General features: G+C 34.9%; 16 protein-coding genes, 1 pseudogene and 1 riboswitch. Of the genes and pseudogenes, 9 read left to right on the top strand and 8 right to left on the bottom strand.

What is annotated here, in order from left to right:
* Positions 1-112 (bottom strand): annotated as a pseudogene (locus GFJ36_RS29840) (sugar ABC transporter ATP-binding protein); the annotation flags it as partial.
* Positions 113-374: 262 nt separating this feature from the next.
* Between GFJ36_RS29840 and malL the strand changes: the two are divergent.
* Complete coding sequence (malL, locus tag GFJ36_RS20850; RefSeq protein ID WP_097889648.1) at positions 375-2,051, top strand: oligo-1,6-glucosidase; 1,677 nt, start codon at positions 375-377, stop codon at positions 2,049-2,051.
* Positions 2,052-2,091: 40 nt separating this feature from the next.
* Here malL and GFJ36_RS20845 read toward each other — a convergent pair whose 3' ends face one another.
* A complete protein-coding gene (locus tag GFJ36_RS20845; protein ID WP_088064328.1) occupies positions 2,092-3,852 on the bottom strand; it encodes an alpha-glycosidase in 1,761 nt (586 codons plus the stop codon).
* A gap of 323 nt (positions 3,853-4,175) precedes the next feature.
* Here GFJ36_RS20845 and GFJ36_RS20840 point away from each other — a divergent pair, with 323 nt between their 5' ends.
* From GFJ36_RS20840 to malR, 4 genes are all read left to right on the top strand, one after another.
* Positions 4,176-5,435, top strand: coding sequence for an extracellular solute-binding protein (locus GFJ36_RS20840; RefSeq protein WP_000709925.1), 1,260 nt, complete (start codon positions 4,176-4,178; stop codon positions 5,433-5,435).
* Positions 5,436-5,499: 64 nt separating this feature from the next.
* The gene (malC, locus tag GFJ36_RS20835) at positions 5,500-6,801 is read left to right on the top strand and encodes a maltosaccharide ABC transporter permease MalC (RefSeq protein WP_001194989.1); all 1,302 of its coding nucleotides are present in this window, start codon (positions 5,500-5,502) and stop codon (positions 6,799-6,801) included.
* Positions 6,802-7,644, top strand: a complete 843-nt coding sequence (gene malD, locus GFJ36_RS20830; protein ID WP_001022607.1) for a maltosaccharide ABC transporter permease MalD — start codon at positions 6,802-6,804, stop codon at positions 7,642-7,644.
* Between the two features lie 283 nt (positions 7,645-7,927).
* Positions 7,928-8,959: a maltose operon transcriptional repressor MalR gene (gene malR, locus GFJ36_RS20825; RefSeq protein ID WP_048546170.1), complete on the top strand. Its 1,032-nt coding sequence runs from the start codon at positions 7,928-7,930 to the stop codon at positions 8,957-8,959.
* 4 nt (positions 8,960-8,963) lie between these two features.
* Here malR and GFJ36_RS20820 read toward each other — a convergent pair whose 3' ends face one another.
* On the bottom strand, positions 8,964-10,127 hold the full coding sequence (locus GFJ36_RS20820; protein WP_157349731.1) for an aminotransferase A: 1,164 nt from the start codon (positions 10,125-10,127) through the stop codon (positions 8,964-8,966).
* 123 nt (positions 10,128-10,250) lie between these two features.
* Positions 10,251-10,451, bottom strand: a complete 201-nt coding sequence (locus tag GFJ36_RS20815) for a hypothetical protein (RefSeq protein ID WP_000929285.1) — start codon at positions 10,449-10,451, stop codon at positions 10,251-10,253.
* Between the two features lie 309 nt (positions 10,452-10,760).
* On the opposite strand from GFJ36_RS20815, the gene kinB reads away from it, so the two are divergent.
* Positions 10,761-12,035 carry a sporulation sensor histidine kinase KinB gene (gene kinB / locus GFJ36_RS20810; RefSeq protein ID WP_000420378.1) on the top strand — a complete coding sequence of 425 codons (1,275 nt, stop codon included), beginning with the start codon at positions 10,761-10,763 and terminating at the stop codon, positions 12,033-12,035.
* Between the two features lie 52 nt (positions 12,036-12,087).
* Here the strand turns inward: kinB and GFJ36_RS20805 are convergent, their stop codons facing one another.
* Positions 12,088-12,837, bottom strand: a complete 750-nt coding sequence (locus GFJ36_RS20805) for a DUF3967 domain-containing protein (RefSeq protein ID WP_000387495.1) — start codon at positions 12,835-12,837, stop codon at positions 12,088-12,090.
* A 236-nt stretch (positions 12,838-13,073) separates the two neighbouring features.
* Here GFJ36_RS20805 and nucA point away from each other — a divergent pair, with 236 nt between their 5' ends.
* A complete protein-coding gene (gene nucA / locus GFJ36_RS20800; RefSeq protein WP_000811502.1) occupies positions 13,074-13,508 on the top strand; it encodes a DNA-entry nuclease in 435 nt (144 codons plus the stop codon).
* Between the two features lie 36 nt (positions 13,509-13,544).
* Entirely contained in the window at positions 13,545-13,934 is a 390-nt protein-coding gene (gene comJ, locus GFJ36_RS20795; protein ID WP_048546163.1) for a competence protein ComJ, read from the top strand.
* Between the two features lie 37 nt (positions 13,935-13,971).
* Here comJ and metE read toward each other — a convergent pair whose 3' ends face one another.
* Positions 13,972-16,260, bottom strand: coding sequence for a 5-methyltetrahydropteroyltriglutamate--homocysteine S-methyltransferase (metE, locus tag GFJ36_RS20790; protein WP_088064326.1), 2,289 nt, complete (start codon positions 16,258-16,260; stop codon positions 13,972-13,974).
* 128 nt (positions 16,261-16,388) lie between these two features.
* A riboswitch (cobalamin riboswitch) is annotated at positions 16,389-16,576 on the bottom strand.
* 354 nt (positions 16,577-16,930) lie between these two features.
* On the opposite strand from metE, the gene GFJ36_RS20785 reads away from it, so the two are divergent.
* On the top strand, positions 16,931-17,362 hold the full coding sequence (locus tag GFJ36_RS20785) for an NUDIX hydrolase (RefSeq protein ID WP_046957439.1): 432 nt from the start codon (positions 16,931-16,933) through the stop codon (positions 17,360-17,362).
* 190 nt (positions 17,363-17,552) lie between these two features.
* On the opposite strand, the gene GFJ36_RS20780 is transcribed toward GFJ36_RS20785, so the two are convergent.
* Together GFJ36_RS20780 and GFJ36_RS20775 are read right to left on the bottom strand one after the other, a co-directional pair.
* On the bottom strand, positions 17,553-18,110 hold the full coding sequence (locus GFJ36_RS20780; RefSeq protein ID WP_060488391.1) for a PadR family transcriptional regulator: 558 nt from the start codon (positions 18,108-18,110) through the stop codon (positions 17,553-17,555).
* Between the two features lie 91 nt (positions 18,111-18,201).
* Complete coding sequence (locus tag GFJ36_RS20775; protein ID WP_088064325.1) at positions 18,202-19,743, bottom strand: MDR family MFS transporter; 1,542 nt, start codon at positions 19,741-19,743, stop codon at positions 18,202-18,204.
* Between the last annotated feature and the right edge of the window lie 388 nt (positions 19,744-20,131).

The following is a 20,131-nucleotide window of genomic DNA, read 5'->3' as shown; positions in this document are numbered from 1 at the left end:
GACCGACAAATACGATAAACTCTTTATCTTGAATGTGTAAATTAAAATCTGTTACAGCTGTTACATTATTATCATATATTTTATAAATGTTTTCTAATTTCAATTCTGCCATGGTATTGCCCCCTAGAAAAAATTATGCAAACGTTTTCTTTGAGTTCATTATAAACTAATAGATTCAAAAAATAAACAAAAAAATAAAACGTTTTCATTTATTAGAGGAATATTAGTAATTTGCGTATGTTTTCTTAGAAAAATAAGAATAAAAGTTGTAAGCGCTATTTTAAATTAAGATAGAATCTGTTATCATTCATTAATGAAAACGTTTGCGCCTTAAAATAGAGAAAATCGAATTATTAATGAAATGGGGTAGCATAATGGAAAAACAGTGGTGGAAAGAAAGTGTAGTATATCAAATTTATCCTCGTAGCTTTATGGATAGTAACGGTGATGGTATTGGGGATCTTCGTGGGATTATTTCAAAGCTAGATTACTTAAAAGAATTAGGGATTGATGTCATTTGGTTATCACCGGTCTATGAATCTCCAAATGATGATAATGGTTATGATATAAGTGATTATTGTAAAATTATGAATGAGTTCGGAACAATGGAAGATTGGGATGAGCTATTACATGAAATGCATGAACGTAATATGAAACTTATGATGGACTTAGTTGTTAACCATACTTCTGATGAACATAATTGGTTTATTGAATCACGTAAATCAAAAGATAATAAATATAGAGACTACTATATATGGCGTCCTGGAAAAGAAGGAAAAGAGCCGAACAACTGGGGAGCAGCTTTTAGTGGATCTGCATGGAAGTATGATGAAATGACAGATGAATATTATTTACATCTGTTTTCTAAAAAACAGCCGGATTTAAATTGGGATAATGAAAAGGTAAGACAAGATGTTTATGAAATGATGAAGTTTTGGTTAGAAAAAGGAATTGATGGCTTCCGTATGGATGTTATTAATTTTATTTCTAAAGAAGAGGGATTACCAGCTGTTGAAACCGAAGAAGAGGGGTATGTTTCAGGTCATAAGCATTTTATGAACGGTCCAAACATTCATAAATATTTACATGAAATGAATGAAGAAGTATTGTCTCATTATGATATTATGACGGTTGGTGAAATGCCTGGTGTAACGACAGAAGAAGCGAAAATGTATACTGGAGAAGAACGAAAAGAACTGCAGATGGTATTCCAATTTGAACATATGGATTTAGATTCGGGAGAAGGCGGAAAATGGGATGTAAAACCATGCTCACTTCTTACTTTAAAAGAGAATTTAACGAAGTGGCAAAAAGCATTAGAGCATACAGGGTGGAATAGCCTGTATTGGAATAACCATGATCAGCCACGCGTTGTATCTCGTTTTGGTAATGATGGAATGTATCGCATTGAATCTGCGAAAATGTTAGCGACGGTGCTTCATATGATGAAAGGAACACCGTATATTTATCAAGGAGAAGAAATCGGAATGACGAACGTTCGATTTGAGTCGATTGATGAATATCGAGATATTGAAACGTTAAATATGTATAAGGAAAAAGTGATAGAGTGCGGTGAAGATATAGATAAAGTGATGCAGTCTATCTATGTAAAAGGCCGAGATAATGCTAGAACACCGATGCAGTGGAATGATAAAGATCATGCTGGATTCACAACAGGTGAGCCTTGGATTACGGTAAACCCTAACTACAAAGAAATCAATGTGAAACAAGCGATCCAAAATAAAGATTCAATTTTTTATTACTATAAAAAATTAATTAACCTACGCAAAAATAATGAAATAGTTGTGTACGGATCATATGATTTAATATTAGATAATAATCCTTCTATTTTTGCATACGTAAGAACATATGAAGAAGAAAAACTTCTTGTTATTGCAAACTTTACGGCGGAAGAATGTGTATTTGAATTGCCTAAGGACATTAGTTATAGTGAATCAGAGTTATTAATACACAATTACGACGTAGAGAGTGGATCGATAGATAACATTGTATTACGTCCATATGAAGCGATGGTATTTAAATTAAAATAAGAAAAATCCTTATGCCACAACTTGGCATAAGGATTTTTTATTACCATTTTAAGATTGAGAATCCGTATGGAGGAAGTGTAACTTGTAATACACTTGCTTCCGCTGAAAATTCTTCGTTTGTATAAATGTTAATAATTTTCTTTCCAGTAACATGGAGAGGGAGTGAAGCTGTAACATCACTATTAGTCGGATTTAAAACGAAAAAGATAGTTTCATCTTCATATGTTTTCGTATAAGAAATATAATTATGTTCATCATTTGCTTCGATGAATTGGAAAGTACCATGTCCTCCAAATGCTTTATATTGCTTTCGTAATGAAATTAATGTTTGTATATGTGTAAATAATAGATGATCTTGTTCTTTCGTATCCCAAACCATACATTTGCGACAATCTGGGTCCATACCACCGTCCATACCAATTTCGTCTCCATAATAAATACAAGGAGAGCCGATGAAGGAAAGATGGAATACATAAAGTAACTGTAACTTATTTTTATCTCCGTTACATGTTGTCAATATTCTTGGTGTATCATGACTGTCTAGTAAATGAAACGCTGCTTCATTTACATTCATAGAGTAGGAATGTAGAGATTCTGTAATTTGTTTCATAAATTCATTTGCTTTAATGGAATCATTAGCAAAGTAAGACAGTAGAGCGTTTGTAACAGGGTAGCTCATTACAGCATCAAATTGATCTCCTTGTAGCCATGGAAGTGCATCGTGCCAAATTTCTCCTAAAATATATACTTCAGGATTTAATGCCTTTATCTCACTTCGGAATTCTCTCCAAAAGCTGTGGTCTACTTCATTTGCTACATCAAGGCGCCAACCGTCTATATTGAATTCTCTTACCCAATAACGCCCTACTTCAAGTAAGTATTCTTTTACATCTGGGTGTGCTGTATTTAATTTAGGCATATACGGTGTAAACGCGAAAGTATCATAATTCGGGAGTGGCTCCGTTACAATTGGAAATTCATGAATATGGAACCACTCTTTATAAGCAGACTTCTCACCGTTTTCTAGTACGTCTTGGAATTTATCGAAAAAGTATCCACTATGATTAAACACGGCATCGAGCATTACTTTTATACCGTGTGTATGACATGCCTGAACGAGTTCTTTGAACGTTTCTTTCGTCCCGAATTGCGGATCGATTTCCATGTAGTCAATTGTGTCATATTTATGGTTTGAATGTGCTTTGAAAATAGGTGTGAAGTATATTCCCGAAATTCCAAGCTTAACAAGGTAATCGAGGTTTTGAATAATACCAGCAAAATCTCCGCCGAAAAAATTAGTTGGAGTTGGCTCAGCGCTTCCCCAAGGAAGAGTGTTTTCTGGATTTAGTGCACGATCTCCATTAGCGAACCGTTCTGGGAAAATTTGATACCAAACGGTGTCTTTAATCCAAGAAGGTGCTTGAAACACATCATTTGCATGAATAAATGGCAAACAGAAAAAGTTACCAACGTCATCATTTGGAATACTGGAAAAAAATCCTCGCTCTGCATAAATAAGCGTTTCTGTATCATTTTTTAATTCGAATCCATAACGTAAGCGCTTAAATTTAGGCTCGATGGAAATGGACCAATAATCAAACAATGCAGTAGAACCAGTTTTTTTCATCGGTGTGCTTGATGTAATCCATTTCCCGTCTTTCCATTCATAAGGATCACCGTAAATAAGAGTGGCGCTTTGAACATCTTCTCTTTTAGTACGTATTCGGATATGAATCGTTTTTTCATCATAAGCGTATGCGTAATTATCTTTTGGCCTATGATAAATAGCTTCTTTAAGCATATAGAAAATCCCCCTTTAATATCTCCATGCATATTGTTCCCTTAAGTATAATAATAAAGTATATGTTGCAAACGATTGCTTTTTGCATAGCTTTAATATTGCTTATAAGAGTAGTATTCATTTCATATAAAGTCAATGTATAAGGAGTGTAGTAATAATATTTTAAAATTAATATTTGCAAAATGAATAAAAGAATGTATAATGAGAGACAAATAGCGCAAACGTTTTCATAGATTGAGATATTGTTTGTGCTTCTATTAAACCATTTAATGCAAACGTTTTCAATTAGTAAGGTACATATACAATTTAGGGAGGTTTTTGGGATGAAGAAAGCATTATCATTATTAACGGTTTCAGCATTATCAATTGGTATGTTATCTGCATGTGGACCGAAAGATTCAGGGAAGAAAGAAGAAAGTAAAGCGAAGAAAGATTACGATCTTCTCGTTTGGGAAGATGATAAAAAAGGTGTTGGTTTAGAACCAGCAGTGAAAAGTTTTGAGGAAAAATATAAAGTAAAAGTAAAAGTCGTTGAAATGCAAATGACAGATCAAGTGAAGAAGTTACGCCTTGATGGACCAGCGGGGACGGGACCAGATGTTGTAACATTGCCACATGATCAAATTGGAAATGCAGTAACAGAAGGTTTACTTTCTGAAGTGAAAGCTGATGATGCTGTGAAGAGTAGATTTACTGAATCATCAATAGAAGCACAGACATATAACGGGAAATTATATGGTTTACCAAAAGCAATTGAGACACCAGTCTTTATTTACAATAAAAAATTAATGCCAAAAGCACCAGAAACGATGGACGAGCTGTTTAACTTCTCAAAAGAATTTACGAAGGATGGCAAGTATGGGTTTTTAACACTAGGAGATAACTTCTACTTTGCTAATGCATTCATGGCAGGTATGGGTGGTTATGTGTTTGGTGAAAAAGATGGAAAGCCAAATGCAAGTGATGTTGGATTAAATAATAGTGGGGCAGTACAAGGTGCTGAATATCTTCAAAAATGGTACAAAGAAAAGTTATTCCCGAAAGGTATTATCGGTGAATCGGGTGGACCTGCTGCTGATGGACTATTTAACGAAGGAAAAGCAGCATCTATCATGAATGGTCCATGGGCGTTCCAAGCAATGGAAAAGAACGGAATTGATTATGGCGTTGCTCCAATGCCGAAATTACCAAACGGTCAACCAATGAAAACATTTGTTGGGGTTAAAGGGTGGCATGTAACAAGTTTCTCTAAACAAAATGATTTAGCTACAAAGTTCACTGAATGGGTAACAAATGAAGAGAACGCAAAAATTCGATTTGAGAAAACAAAAGAAATTCCTCCAGTAAAAGCAGTAATGGAAGATCCAATCATTAAAGATAATGAAGCTGCAAAAGCAGTTGCAACACAATCTGAAAATGGAATTCCAATGCCGAACATTCCAGAAATGCAAGAAGTATGGAAACCAGCTGGAGATGCGCTTCAATTAGTTGTTACGGAAAAAGAGGCACCAAAAGCAGCACTTGACAATGCAGTGAAGCAAATTAAAGGTAATATTGAGGCAAATCATAGTAAGAAAAAATAAGGTGAAATTCGTGCCTCTCATATGAGGGGCATGAATTCTCTCCCAGAAAAAAGGGGGAAGGAACATGCAAACATCTATGGAACCAGCAAACGGTTTAAACGGTTCAAAGCATAGGAAAATGGCAACCATGTTATCTATCATTCCAGGCGTGGGCCAAATGTATAATAAGCAATTTGTAAAAGGGCTTATTTTTCTAGTATTAACAGGTTCATTTATTGTAGCCTTTGCTGATTTATTAAATATGGGATTATGGGGAATTGTAACGCTAGGTACAGAAGTTCCACGTGATCATTCTGTCTTTCTATTAGTAGAAGGAATCTTGGCACTCATCGTCATCGTTTTTGGACTCGGAATATATGCATTTAATTTATATGATGCATACCAAAACGGGAAGAAGCGTGATATAGGAACACCTTTAAACTCTGTAAAAGAGCAATACCGTAATTTACTAGATCAAGGTTTTCCATATTTAATGGTTTCACCAGGTTTTCTATTACTTATCTTTGTAGTTGTATTTCCAATCATCTTCGTAATTTTAATTGGATTTACGAATTATGATTTATACCACTCTCCTCCAGCTAAATTAGTAGATTGGGTGGGCTTCAAAAACTTTATTGATATCTTTACATTACCGATGTGGAGAGAGACATTTTTAAGCGTATTTTCTTGGACTGTCATTTGGACATTCGTTGCAACGACATTACAAGTTGCGCTTGGTATTTTCTTAGCGATTATCGTAAATCAGCCTGGTATTAAAGGGAAGGCAATTATTCGAACAATCTTCATTTTACCGTGGGCGGTTCCAGCATTCGTATCTATTCTTGTTTTCTCTGGTATGTTTAATGAGACATTTGGAGCAATTAACAATCAAGTATTAGCTTTATTTGGAATCGAAAAGATTGCTTGGATGACAGATCCATTTTGGGCAAAAATTGCTTTAATTATGATTCAAACGTGGCTTGGATTCCCGTTCGTCTTTGCAATGACAACAGGTATACTGCAATCGATTCCAGGGGAGTTATATGAAGCTGCTACAGTAGATGGAGCTACAGCTTGGCAACAGTTTCGTAAAATTACATTGCCACTTGTTCTATATGCAACAGCACCAATATTAATTACGCAATATACGTTTAACTTTAATAACTTTAGTATCATCTATCTATTTAACGGCGGAGGTCCTGCTGTAGCTGGACAAGACGCAGGTGGAACAGATATTTTAATTTCATGGATTTATAAGTTAACGATGACTTCGGCGCAGTACGGGAAAGCGGCAGCTCTTACAATGATCTTATCGTTAATCGTTATTACAGTTGCGTTATGGCAATTTAAGAGAACAAAATCATTCCAAGAAGAGGATATGATGTAAATGAATATTAAAAGACAAAAGATGTTACGTCTCTCATTAAGTTATCTCGTTATTTTCGTAATGTGTGCCATCATTTTCTATCCATTATTATGGATTATTGGCTCATCGTTTAATCCGGGTGATAGTTTATCTGGATCAAGTATTATTCCGCAAAATGCAACGTTAGATCATTATCGTAAGTTATTAGATTTAGAGAATAGTAATTATTTACTATGGTATAAAAACACATTAAAAGTAAGTGTTATAACGATGATTTTCTCAGTGTTAGCAATTAGTTTTACTGCTTATGCATTTTCAAGATACCGTTTTGTTGGAAGAAAAAATGGTTTATTAACATTTTTAATTCTGCAAATGATTCCAAACTTTGCGGCGCTAATCGCTCTATACGTATTAGCACAGTTAACAGGGTTAATCGATACGCACCTTGCATTAATTTTAATTTATGTAGGCGGAGCAATTCCAATGAATACATGGCTTATGAAAGGATATTTTGATACGATTCCGAAAGAATTGGATGAGTCAGCTCGTATGGATGGGGCAGGACATTTCCGTATTTTTTGGCAAATCATTATGCCACTTGCAAAGCCAATCGTAGCGGTTGTGGCGTTATTCACTTTCATCGGTCCATTTACAGATTTCATTTTAGCGAGTGTTATTTTGCGCACACCAGAAAATTATACGTTAGCAGTTGGGTTATATGAAATGGTAGCGAAGAAATTTGGTAATGAATTCACAACGTTCGCAGCGGGTTCAGTATTGATTGCAATCCCAATTTCAATTTTATTCCTATCACTACAAAAATACTTTATCTCTGGTTTAACTGCTGGAGGTACGAAAGGATGAAAAATGGGACATTATGTCCCATTTTTCTTTTCATCTCCCTATAAAAAGCTTTATAGGGAGATGAAAAGAGATTTGACATCACATATGAAAAGAAGTGAAATAAATAGTATATTATAGTATAGGAAAAAAGAGCTATATCCCTTACAATACATGGAGAGGGAGAATATGATAGGTATTACAAGATAGAATCAATGAAAGTTTATGATTGCTCCTATTACTTGCAACGGGTGCAAGATTAAAATATATAACAAAATGGCAGAGAAGTGAGAGGAGGGGGATTTTTATGACAGTTACAATTAAAGATGTGGCGAAGAAGGCGAATGTAGCACCATCTACCGTTTCTCGTGTAATTGCTGATAATCCAAGTATAAGTGAAAAAACAAAGCGTCGTGTTCGGAAAGTAATGAGTGAACTAGGGTATCATCCCAATTTAAACGCAAGAAACCTAGCTAACCAAACAACAAAAACACTTGGTCTTGTTATGCCAAGTTCTGCAAGTAAAGCTTTTCAAAATCCGTTTTTCCCAGAAGTTATAAGAGGGATTAGTTCATTTGCACATGTGGAAGGGTATGCGCTTTATATGTCGACAGGTGAGACGGAAGATGAAATTTTTAATGGTGTTGTAAAGATGGTACAGGGGCGCCAAATTGGTGGCATTATTCTTTTATATTCAAGAGAGAATGATCGGATTATTCAATATTTGCATAAACAAAATTTCCCGTTTGTTTTAATTGGGAAACCGTATGATCGAAAAGATGAAATTACATATGTAGATAATGACAATTATACAGCTGCAAGAGAAGTAGCAGAATATTTGATTTCATTAGGTCATAAACAAATCGCGTTCATCGGCGGTGGATCAGATTTACTTGTAACGAGAGATCGTTTGGCTGGTATGAGTGATGCTTTAAAATTAGCGGACATTGTATTACCAAAAGAGTATATTTTACATTTTGATTTTTCGAGGGAAAGTGGTCAACAAGCCGTTGAGGAGTTAATGGGACTACAGCAACCACCGACAGCAATTGTGGCAACGGATGATTTAATTGGACTTGGTGTGTTAAGTGCTCTTTCTAAAAAAGGATTCGTTGTACCAAAGGATGTTTCCATTATAAGCTTTAACAATGCTTTATTATCAGAAATTGCGAGTCCGCCACTTTCGACAGTTGATGTGAATATTTATCAACTAGGATATGAGGCAGCAAAAGCTTTAGTGGATAAAGTAGAGAATGCAGAGTCTACTGCAAAGTGTATTATTATTCCTCATAAATTACTAAAGCGCCAAACTTGCGATCATTATGCAACAAAAAGCTGAGAGTTTAACTCTTAGCTTTTTGTTGTAGAAAGGCCTCTAATCGATCACAGCCTTCTTTTAAAGTTTCAATACTATACGCATAGGACAAGCGAAGATAGCCTTCACCATATTCAGAAAATGCAGTTCCAGGAACGACAGCTAGTCCAGCTTCTTTGACAAGGTCAAGTGCAAAATCAAATGATGAAGATGTTAAATGACCAACATATGGGAATAAGTAAAATGCACCTGTTGGCTTTTCAACTGTTAAGCCCATTTGAATGAGTCGATTATATACATAATCGCGGCGTTTCTTGTATTGATGACGCATCATTTTTGGTGCATCTTTAGCAGCTGTTAATGCTTCAATTGCAGCATATTGAGCGATTGAAGTAGCACACGTTACGTTGTATTGATGAACTTTTAGTATATGTCCTGCTAAATAGCTTGGTGCGAATAATAGACCGATACGCCAGCCAGTCATAGAATGAGATTTTGATAAACCGTTAATGACGATAGTCTTTTCACGCATTTCTGGGAAATGAGCGATAGATGTATGCTTTTGTTCATATACAAGTTCGCTATAAATTTCATCAGAAAGGACGAAAATATTTTTATCTTTTAAAACAGTTACAATATCCTGTAATTCTTCTTTTGATAAAGTTACACCAGTTGGATTAGAAGGATATGGCAGTACAACGCATCTTGTTTTTTCTGTAATAGCATTTTCTAGCGCTTCGGCTGTTAAACGGAAGCCAGTTTCACGAACATCGATAAAAATAGGTGTAGCACCGCATAATCGAATAATTGGTTCGTATCCTGGATAAATAGGGGCAGGTAAAATAACTTCTGTTCCTGGCTCTAAAATCGTTCGGAATGCAATATCAATTGCTTCACTAGCACCGATTGTAACGATGGTTTCGTTTTCAGGTGAATACTGTAAATCGTAGTTATCTTTTACAAAGTTACAAGCTGCCTTGCGTAATTCTAGTAAACCAGCGTTATGTGTATAGCTTGTATAATTTTCTGTAATAGCCCGTTTTGCCGCTTCTTTTACGAGAGAAGGCGTAGGGAAATCGGGTTGTCCAATTGTTAAAGAGATAAGATTATCATAGTTTTGAATCATGTTAGAGAATTGACGGATTCCAGAAATTTGGATGTCTTTCACTCTAGGATTAATGAATTTTTCCATTGTATCTCCCTTTCTTCCGTTTGAAAATTAAGTTCATTTTAACATATTTTCTATGATTTCGCTTGCGTATATGTTATGTAGAAAGAGAGGGATAATAGAAAAAAAGCCGCTGTAAGCGACTTTTTAATATCCGTACTCCCAATCTATTTCATCTTCATTCCAAAGTACAGAGGATACTTTGCCAAGGTGAACAACTGATTCATTCACAGCACATGTGCAATTTTCTTCTCCGGTTTTATGCTGTAACTCTTCATATACTGATTTTTCAACATTTTCTAGAACGACCAAATTTTCTTCTTTTAAAACAAGCGTAGTACCCGCCATATTTATCTTCCTCCTACTAAAATAATGATCACTTATTTGTAAACATAGATAGTATGGATTATATGCTGTATTTTGCTATAGTTGTCCGTCTCATGAAGTATTTTTTATTTTCTTTGTAATCCGTATTCATTGTATACTGTCAGGCAGAAATTTGGTACAGGGTTTACATTCATTTCGAAAATCTGTAACAATTATTATGTGCTGTTAACAAAGAATTAACAAATATGTTAAGAAAAATCAAAATTTTAAAACAAATAAACCCGTAAAATGATATAATCATATCAAAATACATATAGGGGATGAGAGGCTATGGAGCTGATCCGTGATTTAATGATCCAAATTGCCATCATTATTTTGCCACTATTTTTATATGAAGCGATTCGTTTAAATCGTTATCAAGAAATGCCTCCGAAGCCGAACCGCTACTTTATTATGTTTTTATCCAGCATTACACTCATTCTCTCCATGACATACTCTATTTGTTTTGGTGACATTTGTGGGTATAATTTTCACCCAATCCCGATTGTTAGTGGTTTTTTATATGGTGGGATTGTTGGTTTAATCCCGGCCGTTATTTTTGTTGCATATGAATGGGCGCTAAAGGGAATGAGCCTTCTTCCGGTCATAGAAGTAATATTTCTATTGATAGTTCCATTATTTTTATCAAAGAAATGGTCTCTATTTTCAAGGGATAAGAAGCTAATTTTAGCATTTATGATTTCATCATTGTACGTACTTGTTTCTTTAGTGATTGGTATGATTAACGTTCTGTTAGAAACGGGGTTTACACCACACATTTCACACTTATATAGCGGATATATATTTGCTTCGCTTATTATGGTTATGACTATGGTATTTCAAGTGTACTTAACAGAATATTTAAACGAAAATGCAATATTACGTACAGAGATGCAAAAGTCAGAAAAGCTTAATATTGTAAGTGAGTTGGCAGCAAGTGTTGCACATGAGGTTCGAAATCCGCTCACTGTTGTTCGTGGTTTTATTCAATTGTTAGAAAGTACGGAAGATGTGAAGAATAAGGATTATATGCGTCTCGTATTAGCCGAATTGGATCGGGCAGAACAAATTATTTCAGATTATTTGAATTTAGCAAGGCCGCAAATTGAGAAAAAAGAACACATTTGCTTATCCGCTCAATTAATTGAAATGACAACTCTTATGTCATCATTTGCAGCGATGCAAGGTGTATATTTGCAAGTTGAGATTTCTGAAAGTCTTTATACGATCGGTGATAAGACGAAATTGAAGCAAGCTATTATGAATGTTGTTAAAAATGGTATTGAAGCAATCCAAGGAAATAAAGGATATTTAAAAGTAACGGCTATGCAAAAAGATGAAACGATAGTAATAAGAGTTAAAGATAGTGGTGTTGGAATGACGAAAGAACAGTTAGTAAGACTGGGACAACCGTATTATTCTTTAAAAGAAAAAGGGACAGGATTAGGACTTATGGTAACATTTAGTATTTTACAAGCGCATAATGGTACGCTGGAATATAAAAGCGAAAGTGGGAAAGGAACTGAAGCGATTATTATATTGCCAGCTGTAAGAAATAAGGAATAAAAGTTACCGATGGAAGGTAACTTTTTATTTTATATAGGAAAAAAATATTATTTTATTCAGATGTTTTTTCTTGTTTTGATCGGCTAAATAAACTTCTAAATGATTGAAAAAAACTTTGTTCTTTCGAAGCTGCGACTAATCTTTTTGTTTCTTGAATTTCGCGAATCACTTGCATAAGTTGTGCATCCCGGTTGCTGTCTTTATTATAAATTTGATTTACGAGTTTATTCATTTTTTCCTCTTGCTTGGATTCTCGTTTATACATATGATTCATTAATAAGTCCATCTTTTCTTTTTGCAGGGCATCTGTTTGAGCGGCATGATCTACTAACTCTTGTAGCATTTTTTCTTGAGAGCCTTCTTTTACATAAACTTGTTGCATCAATTCATCTAGCTTTTCATCTTTTAAACGATTTTGGGTAATAAGGGTAGAATTTTGATGAATAATTGCTTCATTTAATTGAGCGAGCATTTCAAGTTTTAACATGAACTCCTCAAAGTTACGCCCATCTTCTTTTTCTTTCGTTTGTATTTCTTGCTTATCTTGTATAGCGGGTACAGGCGGGGCCTCTTTTTCTTTTAAAATAATAGGTATCGTTTCTGAAATATCTTCTTGCAGTTTAGCAGCTCTTTCATGTATAGATTTCAATAGTTTTAAATCATCCAGTTTATAAATACGAGCATCAGCTGTTTTTGAAATGATATAACCATGTTCCTCTAACAGTTGGCTATATTTACGGACTATATGTTTTGGGATGCCTGTTTTATTCGTGACATCTTTCGTTTTATAGATAGCTTCCATGTTATTTCCTCCCCAAAAAGTATCGTATATATCATTTCAATCTTTTATGAGGACTTCCTTTAAAAAAGAATGTCGGAAGGTTATTAGTTTTCTACAGCATTAGTGAAAAGATGAAGAAAAATGAGAGTTTTTGGCGGAATGGCGAAGAAGAGCTAAAATAATGTCTGAAAACATATACAGGAGAAGTTTGTTATAATAACTGAGGAAAAGAAACTGGTAGAAGCATGGAGGTATACATGAAGCAATTAAAAGGTATTATCATTTCAATTATTGCAATTCTTTCTATTGTAGTAGCGGTTTATGAAGTACTTGTTCCAGAGGAAACAAGTATCAAAAAAACGAATGCATATGATCAAGTTCTAGAATTTCCGAAAGAGCGATATCCAGAGACAGGGAAACATATTACGGATGCTATAAAAGAAGGACATTCAGAAGTTTGTACAATCGACCGTGGTGGTGCTGCGGATAGAAGAAAATTATCGTTAGCTCCATACCCATCAAAAAAAGGGTATGATCGTGATGAATGGCCAATGGCGATGTGTAAAGAAGGCGGAAAAGGGGCACATATTGAATATATAAGTCCAGCAGATAACCGCGGAGCAGGGTCTTGGGTAGGAAATAAGTTAGATAAATACCCAGATGGTACGCGTGTGAAATTTGACGTAAAGTAGTAGTTGCATATTTCATAATGAAGGAGAAGGGGAACGATGGAGTTAACAATTTCTTATTCGCAATTAATGTTGATGAACTATGACGGTGATCAGCCTTACGTAGACTGGACGGATGAAGATTTTGAAAGAGGTTATGCGAAGGTGGATGGAACTGTTATTTTTGAAGCACTCTCTGATTATACTTGTGAAGTAAAAGTGACCCCTGGGAAACATATTGAGAAAGAAGAGGTGATTAGAACGGTTACAGTTCCTTTTACAGTTAAAAATGAATGTATCGTTGTAACAAGTATTCTTTCGAATAAATTCCAAATCCCTATTCCGAATGGTGAGTATACGGTTGTATTACAGGCAACTCCTCTTGAAGAACCAACGGATGATGAATTATATAAAATACAATACGAATTCTTTTTTGAAAGTAAAGAATAAAAAATGGGTTATCCTCAAAAAGGATAACCCATTTTTGTTATGCGTTTGTTTTTAGCAGGGAACGAGCATCTTTTGCTGCTTGCACCATGTGTTCTAAAGCCGGGATAACTTCTTCCGTTCTTCTCGTTTTTAAACCACAATCAGGATTAATCCAGAAATATTTAGGATCACATACTTCTAAAGATTGTTCTACGATTTTATACATTTCATCTTTACTCGGTACACGTGGGCTATGAATATCATATACACCTAGACCGATGCCTTTTTCGTATGTTGTATGTTTTAATGTGTCAATAAATTCACCGTGACTTCTTGATGTTTCGATAGAAATCACATCTGCATCTAATGCGCGAATCGCATCAACAATATCTTCGAAGTTACTGTAACACATATGCGTATGAATTTGTGTTTCATTTGCTACAGAAGAAGTTGCTAAAAGGAAGGATTGTACTGCCCATGTAATATAAGCATCCCAATCTTTTTCTTTTAGTGGCATTCCTTCACGAAGTGCTGGCTCATCGACTTGGATTACTCGAATTCCGGAAGATTCAAGTAGTTCAATTTCGTGACGAAGAGCTAATGCAATTTGATACGAAACTTCTTTTCTTGGAATGTCATTTCGAACGAAGGACCAATTTAAAATCGTAACAGGTCCAGTTAACATTCCTTTTACAACTTTCTCTGTTAAGCTTTGTGCATAAACTGTTTCCTTAATAGTCATTCCGTTAATAAAGGCAACATCGCCATAAATAACAGGTGGTTTTACGCAGCGAGAACCGTATGATTGTACCCAACCGTTTTTAGTGAATGAGAAACCAGCAAGGCGCTCACCAAAATATTCGACCATGTCAGTTCTTTCGAATTCACCATGTACAAGAACATCAAGACCAATTTCTTCTTGGTAACGAATCCATTTTTCTGTCTCTTTTTCAATAAATTGTTCATATTGTTCATTTGAAATAACACCGTTACGCCATTCTTTTCGAGTTTGACGAACTTCAGTTGTTTGCGGGAAGCTACCAATAGTCGTTGTTGGTAATAACGGTAACTCCAGGGCAACTTGTTGTAATTCGTATCGTTTTTCAAATGGAAGAGGACGTGAAAAATCTTCTTCTTTTAGTGCTGTTCGTGCTGCTTTAACATCTTCTCGGTTACGTGCAGCAGATGAACGAATTGTATGATGTACATTTCGGTATGTTTCCAGCTCATTACTAATGCTTTCTGTACCTTGAGTAAGAGCGGAATGAATAAGAACTAACTCTTCTAATTTTTGATTTGCAAATGCTAACGCATCGAATAGCTCAGTTGATAAGTGAGTTTCTTCTGTTTTATCAATTGGCGTATGCAATAAGCTACAAGAAGGCTGAACGATGAAATCTTTCGTTTGGACTTGTTTTTGTAACGTTGTAAATAACGTAAGAACTTCATCAAGGTCAGCTCTCCAAATGTTACGGCCATCTATACAACCGACAGCTAAAGTTTTATCAGCTGGGAATCCATATTTTGAAATAGCATTTAGATTACCTTCTTTACCATGAACGAAATCTAATCCAATACCGGATACAGGGAATGTAATAATTTCTTCATAGTTTTCTTCTACACTATCAAAATATGTTTGTAAAAGAAGATTCGCATTTGGAACTTCTTTACGAATAGCTTCATAAATTTCTTTTGCTTGTTGAACTTCTTCTTTCGTTAAAGAAGCAAAAATCGGTTCATCAACTTGAATGACTTGTGCACCAGCTGCATGTAGTTCTGAAATCAGTTGTACGTAAGGTGCAACTAACTGTTTTAAAATCGTAGCAAATTGCTCTTGTGTGTAGCCTTTAGCTAATTTTAAGAAAGTATATGGTCCTAAAATAACAGGTTTTCCATCTACTCCTAATTCTTGTTTTGCCTCTTCGTATAAGCGAAGTGGACGATTATCTTTTAAAGAGATTTGTAATCCCTCTTCATATTCAGGAACGATATAATGATAGTTTGTGTTAAACCATTTTGTCATTTCAGAAGCTACGTGATCTTTAGAGCCACGCGCCATTGCGAAATATACATCAAGGTAAGATGTAAACTCAGAAAAACGTGATGGGATAAATCCTAGCATATAAGCAGTATCCAAAACGTGATCATAATATGTAAAGTCGCCAATTGGAATGAGTTCAATCCCTTTTTCTTGCTGTACTTTTACGTGTTGAAGGCGAATTGTTTTCATCTTTGTTAAAAATTGTTCTTCATCGATTTTATTGGACCAAAAAGCTTCCAATGTCTTTTTCCACTCTCGTTGTAGTCCGATACGTGGATAACCTAAGTTACTTGTTTGAATTGCCATTTTAAATTCCTCCCTAATTGAAAGTAAGCATTTCCGTTTACTAGGAAATACCTATAACAAAAAGCATAAAGGCATAGAAAATAAGCCTTCCTTTTTGTTTTAACACCTCATCATCATCCGTGAATCTATCAGTGTTGTTAAAACAGGCAGGTCTCCTGACTTATGCTTCATATAATCTCTTTTACCTTCCCGTTTTCACAGTGGCATAGAAAAGAAATCTCAGCATTTACAGTGGCGGGACCGTGTTGGAGTTTCACCAAGCTTCCCTTTTAAACACGAAACAAAATTTTCGTGTACCTATTTTCCTTTTGAAAGGAAGTTAACAAGCGATATGATATTGAAACAAATTCTAACACAATTTTTGGAATTTTGTCTACTGTTTTAAAATAAGAAAATTCTAAAGTTTTTTATTTTTATTATTCGGATTATTCTGGTTTTTATAAGGCGAAGAAAAGTAAGAGGAATTGAAAGTAAGTACGATTAAACATACAAAGAAGTATGTACTTGTACAGAGCTAAGATGCTAGTTATGTTACTTGAAAATTAATCCATATTCTGGAATAAGGAAGGGGATTGAATGGTTCATTTTGAAATAGTAAGTTATCACAAGAAAGAAAAAGGTTTCTGTATAAAGATACATATACTAAGTTTATAGAAATGGGGAATTTCAATTGGAACAAAGTACACAAAATATTTATTCACCACCAAAACATATAGTTTCAGCAGCGACAATTGTAATTAATGAACAAAAAGAAATCTTATTAATTAAGGGACCTAGAAGAGGATGGGAAATGCCAGGTGGACAAGTTGAAGAAGGAGAGTCTTTGAAGGATGCTGCAATAAGGGAGACTAAAGAGGAGACAGGTGTTGATATTGAAGTTTTAAAATTTTGTGGAGTATTCCAAAATGTGAACCATTCAATATGTAATACGTTGTTTTTAGCTAGACCAGTTGGAGGTAAACTAACGACTACACCAGAAAGTTTGGAAGTAGGGTTCTATCCTATTGAGCAGGCGTTAGAGATGGTGAATTTTATGAATTTCAGACAAAGAATTGAATACAGTTTGGATGAAAATCAACAACCTTTTTATATAGAATTTTAAGAAATAATCTTCTATTATGGGATGCCGGTGATAAATAAATCTTTGTTATATTTTTGAGTGCAGTGAAATAAGTATCTTATAGCGAAAATAAAACAAGCATCCCCGTCCTAAATTAGAACGGGGCTATGCTTGTTTTAGGGTGTAAAAAGAAATAACTTTATTGTCTTTTTACAGTTTCTTCTTTATAAGTTTAATTTGTATCTATATCAATTTCCGACAGTCGCCCTGCAACTGCATCTGTAAGGAGGGTGTTTAACCATTGCAATTCAACTGTAATATGTTCAATAACGCTTTGTAAAATATATAGTTGTGCACGTGGAATTTGTCCTTTACTACAATCATATATAGTTTGCATTTTATGTAAATATTGAACGGTATCATTTTTCTTTTTTTCTAAAATAGGAATTAACTCTTGATCATCACCAAAATGAGCGAAAGAGAGTGCTGAATAAATTGGTTTATATATTTGATTTTTTGCCTCGAATTGTTTTAATAGTAACGTGTGAAATAACCGTTTACCTTCTTCTGTTATATGAAAGATTGTTTTATCGGGTCTATTCGTATCCCGAACAATCGTGGTAATACGAATTGCACCCTGCTTTTCTAATTGCTCGAAGGCGTAGTAAAGTGATCCTTTTGCATATTTAATATAACAATCCATTTGTCGTTCTTTCATGATGTGCTGCACTTCATATGGATGTTTATCCCCTTCGAGTAGCAAGCCGAGAATGACTAGTTTCATGCTCATGCTGTCTCAACTCCTATAAATAAAAACTTTATACATAGTATAAACGGCATATCCGTTTTCATAAAGGGATATGCCGTTTCTTTTCTCTATATTAACTTACTTGCTTTTGTTTTTGTTTCGTTTTTGGACCTGTAAAGAGGCGTTCATTTCCCATAAGTAAAATACAAATAACACTTAGTACAGCCGGGATCAGTGCCCAGAAGAATGTACTGGCAATAGAGGTAGCGAGAGCATCTTTAATACCAGTTAATATTTCAGCTGGAATCTTCTCGGTAGCACCTTGTGATAATAAGAAACTTGTGTCTCCGCCTTTTGGAGCTAATTTAGCTAGTTCTGGAGGGAACACAGTGTTTAATTTAGTAGTAAAAATATGGTTTTGAATTGTACCAAAAATCGTTACACCAAGAGTCATACCGAGTGAACGGAAGAATGAGTTTGTTGATGTAGCAGAACCACGGTCTCGCATTTCTAACTTGTGGATAGAAGACATACTTAAAACTGAGAACGAGAAACCAACTCCAAGTCCAGTGAGAACCATAAATAGCGTTACAAGTAGACGAGGTGTATCCATTGTTAAAGTGCTTAGTAAATAAATACCAATTACGAAGAAAATGCCAGATACCATCATGATGTTACGATAGCTTGTTCGAGAAGCTAACTGTCCACCTGTTTGACTTCCAATTACAGAGCCAACCATCATAGGTGTTAAAATTAATCCAGCATTGGAGGCTGAACCACCGAGAACGCCTTGAACGAAGATTGGGATATAAACTGTACAGATAATAAAAGCGGCACCATAGAAAAAGGCAACGCCTTGGCTAGCTGCGAATAAAGGTTTTTTAAATAGATGGAAAGAAATGATAGGCTCAGTTGCTTTTCGTTCTACGAAGAAGAAAATAATAAGCATAATAACAACTGTTGTAAATAAACCGATAATTACAGTGGAATTCCATGCGTATTCTTTACCACCAAGTTCTAAGGCGAACATTAAGCAAACGATACTAATAACAAGTGTAATAGCGCCAGCCCAATCAATTTTTTGTTTTCTAAATTCTAGAGATTCACTGTAGTATTTAGTAATGAAGAAGAAGGAGATAATTCCTAATGGAATATTAATATAGAAGACCCAATGCCAACTTATATAGTCTGTAATATAAGCACCTAATAAAGGGCCAAATACACTAGATGTCCCGAAAACCGCACCAAATAGCCCTGTCATTTTTCCTCGCTTTTCTGGTGGGAATATATCGTACATAATCGTGAAGGCGATAGGCATAAGAGCACCGCCACCGATCCCTTGAATTGCTCTATAAATACTTAGTTGCTCAATACTAGATGCTGTCCCGCAAAGTGCAGAACCGAATAAGAAAAGAATGAGACCACCAATATAAAAGCGTTTCCGTCCGTACATATCAGAAAGTTTTCCGAAGATAGGCATCCCTGCCATTGTTGCTACCATATATGCAGACGTGACCCAAACAAACTTGTCAAATCCTCCTAGGTCTCCAACAATCGTTGCCATTGCTGTTGCAACGATTGTATTATCCATTGCCGCCATTAAAATACCAAGTAATAAACCTGCAACAACAAATTTTGTATTGTTAGAGTCTTTTTTTGATAATTGAGATTCCAAATATAACCCTCCTTTAATAATAAGTAAACTATATGAAGTTTTGAGTGCAGCGCATAAAAATTTGAAATATAGTTTTTAAAATTAATTTACATAAGTGCACTGACAAAGCCATAAAGAATATTATAGTCAAATTTGACTAAAAGGCAAACTTTTTCTTCCGCCAAAATATTCTGTTGTATGGACAGAGAAAGAGTGAGCAATACTTAGTATTGGTTTAAAGTCAATGAAGGAAATTGTAAAAAAATATTTCAGTAAGAATACCTTCTGTTAACAGAGGAAAAATGGTTTTTTCTTTATATTGTCGAATAGGATAAAAGAAAGAGTAATAACTATATATCGTTTGTAACAAGCTTTATTAATATTGTGTGGAGAGGCAGAATAAGGTCGT

The sequence above is a fragment of the Bacillus sp. EE-W1 genome (genome assembly GCF_009760835.1).
In the GTDB taxonomy this organism is placed as follows: Bacteria; Bacillota; Bacilli; order Bacillales; family Bacillaceae_G; genus Bacillus_A; species Bacillus_A wiedmannii.
This window is presented reverse-complemented; position numbering and strand designations above follow the sequence as displayed.

What these genes read in the sequence shown, in the direction of transcription:
- malL (WP_097889648.1), top strand. Translation starts at nt 375, where the DNA reads ATGGAAAAACAGTGGTGGAAAGAAAGTGTAGTATATCAAATTTATCCT.
- GFJ36_RS20845 (WP_088064328.1), bottom strand. Translation starts at nt 3,852, where the DNA reads ATGCTTAAAGAAGCTATTTATCATAGGCCAAAAGATAATTACGCATAC.
- GFJ36_RS20840 (WP_000709925.1), top strand. Translation starts at nt 4,176, where the DNA reads ATGAAGAAAGCATTATCATTATTAACGGTTTCAGCATTATCAATTGGT.
- malC (WP_001194989.1), top strand. Translation starts at nt 5,500, where the DNA reads ATGCAAACATCTATGGAACCAGCAAACGGTTTAAACGGTTCAAAGCAT.
- malD (WP_001022607.1), top strand. Translation starts at nt 6,802, where the DNA reads ATGAATATTAAAAGACAAAAGATGTTACGTCTCTCATTAAGTTATCTC.
- malR (WP_048546170.1), top strand. Translation starts at nt 7,928, where the DNA reads ATGACAGTTACAATTAAAGATGTGGCGAAGAAGGCGAATGTAGCACCA.
- GFJ36_RS20820 (WP_157349731.1), bottom strand. Translation starts at nt 10,127, where the DNA reads ATGGAAAAATTCATTAATCCTAGAGTGAAAGACATCCAAATTTCTGGA.
- GFJ36_RS20815 (WP_000929285.1), bottom strand. Translation starts at nt 10,451, where the DNA reads ATGGCGGGTACTACGCTTGTTTTAAAAGAAGAAAATTTGGTCGTTCTA.
- kinB (WP_000420378.1), top strand. Translation starts at nt 10,761, where the DNA reads ATGGAGCTGATCCGTGATTTAATGATCCAAATTGCCATCATTATTTTG.
- GFJ36_RS20805 (WP_000387495.1), bottom strand. Translation starts at nt 12,837, where the DNA reads ATGGAAGCTATCTATAAAACGAAAGATGTCACGAATAAAACAGGCATC.
- nucA (WP_000811502.1), top strand. Translation starts at nt 13,074, where the DNA reads ATGAAGCAATTAAAAGGTATTATCATTTCAATTATTGCAATTCTTTCT.
- comJ (WP_048546163.1), top strand. Translation starts at nt 13,545, where the DNA reads ATGGAGTTAACAATTTCTTATTCGCAATTAATGTTGATGAACTATGAC.
- metE (WP_088064326.1), bottom strand. Translation starts at nt 16,260, where the DNA reads ATGGCAATTCAAACAAGTAACTTAGGTTATCCACGTATCGGACTACAA.
- GFJ36_RS20780 (WP_060488391.1), bottom strand. Translation starts at nt 18,110, where the DNA reads ATGAGCATGAAACTAGTCATTCTCGGCTTGCTACTCGAAGGGGATAAA.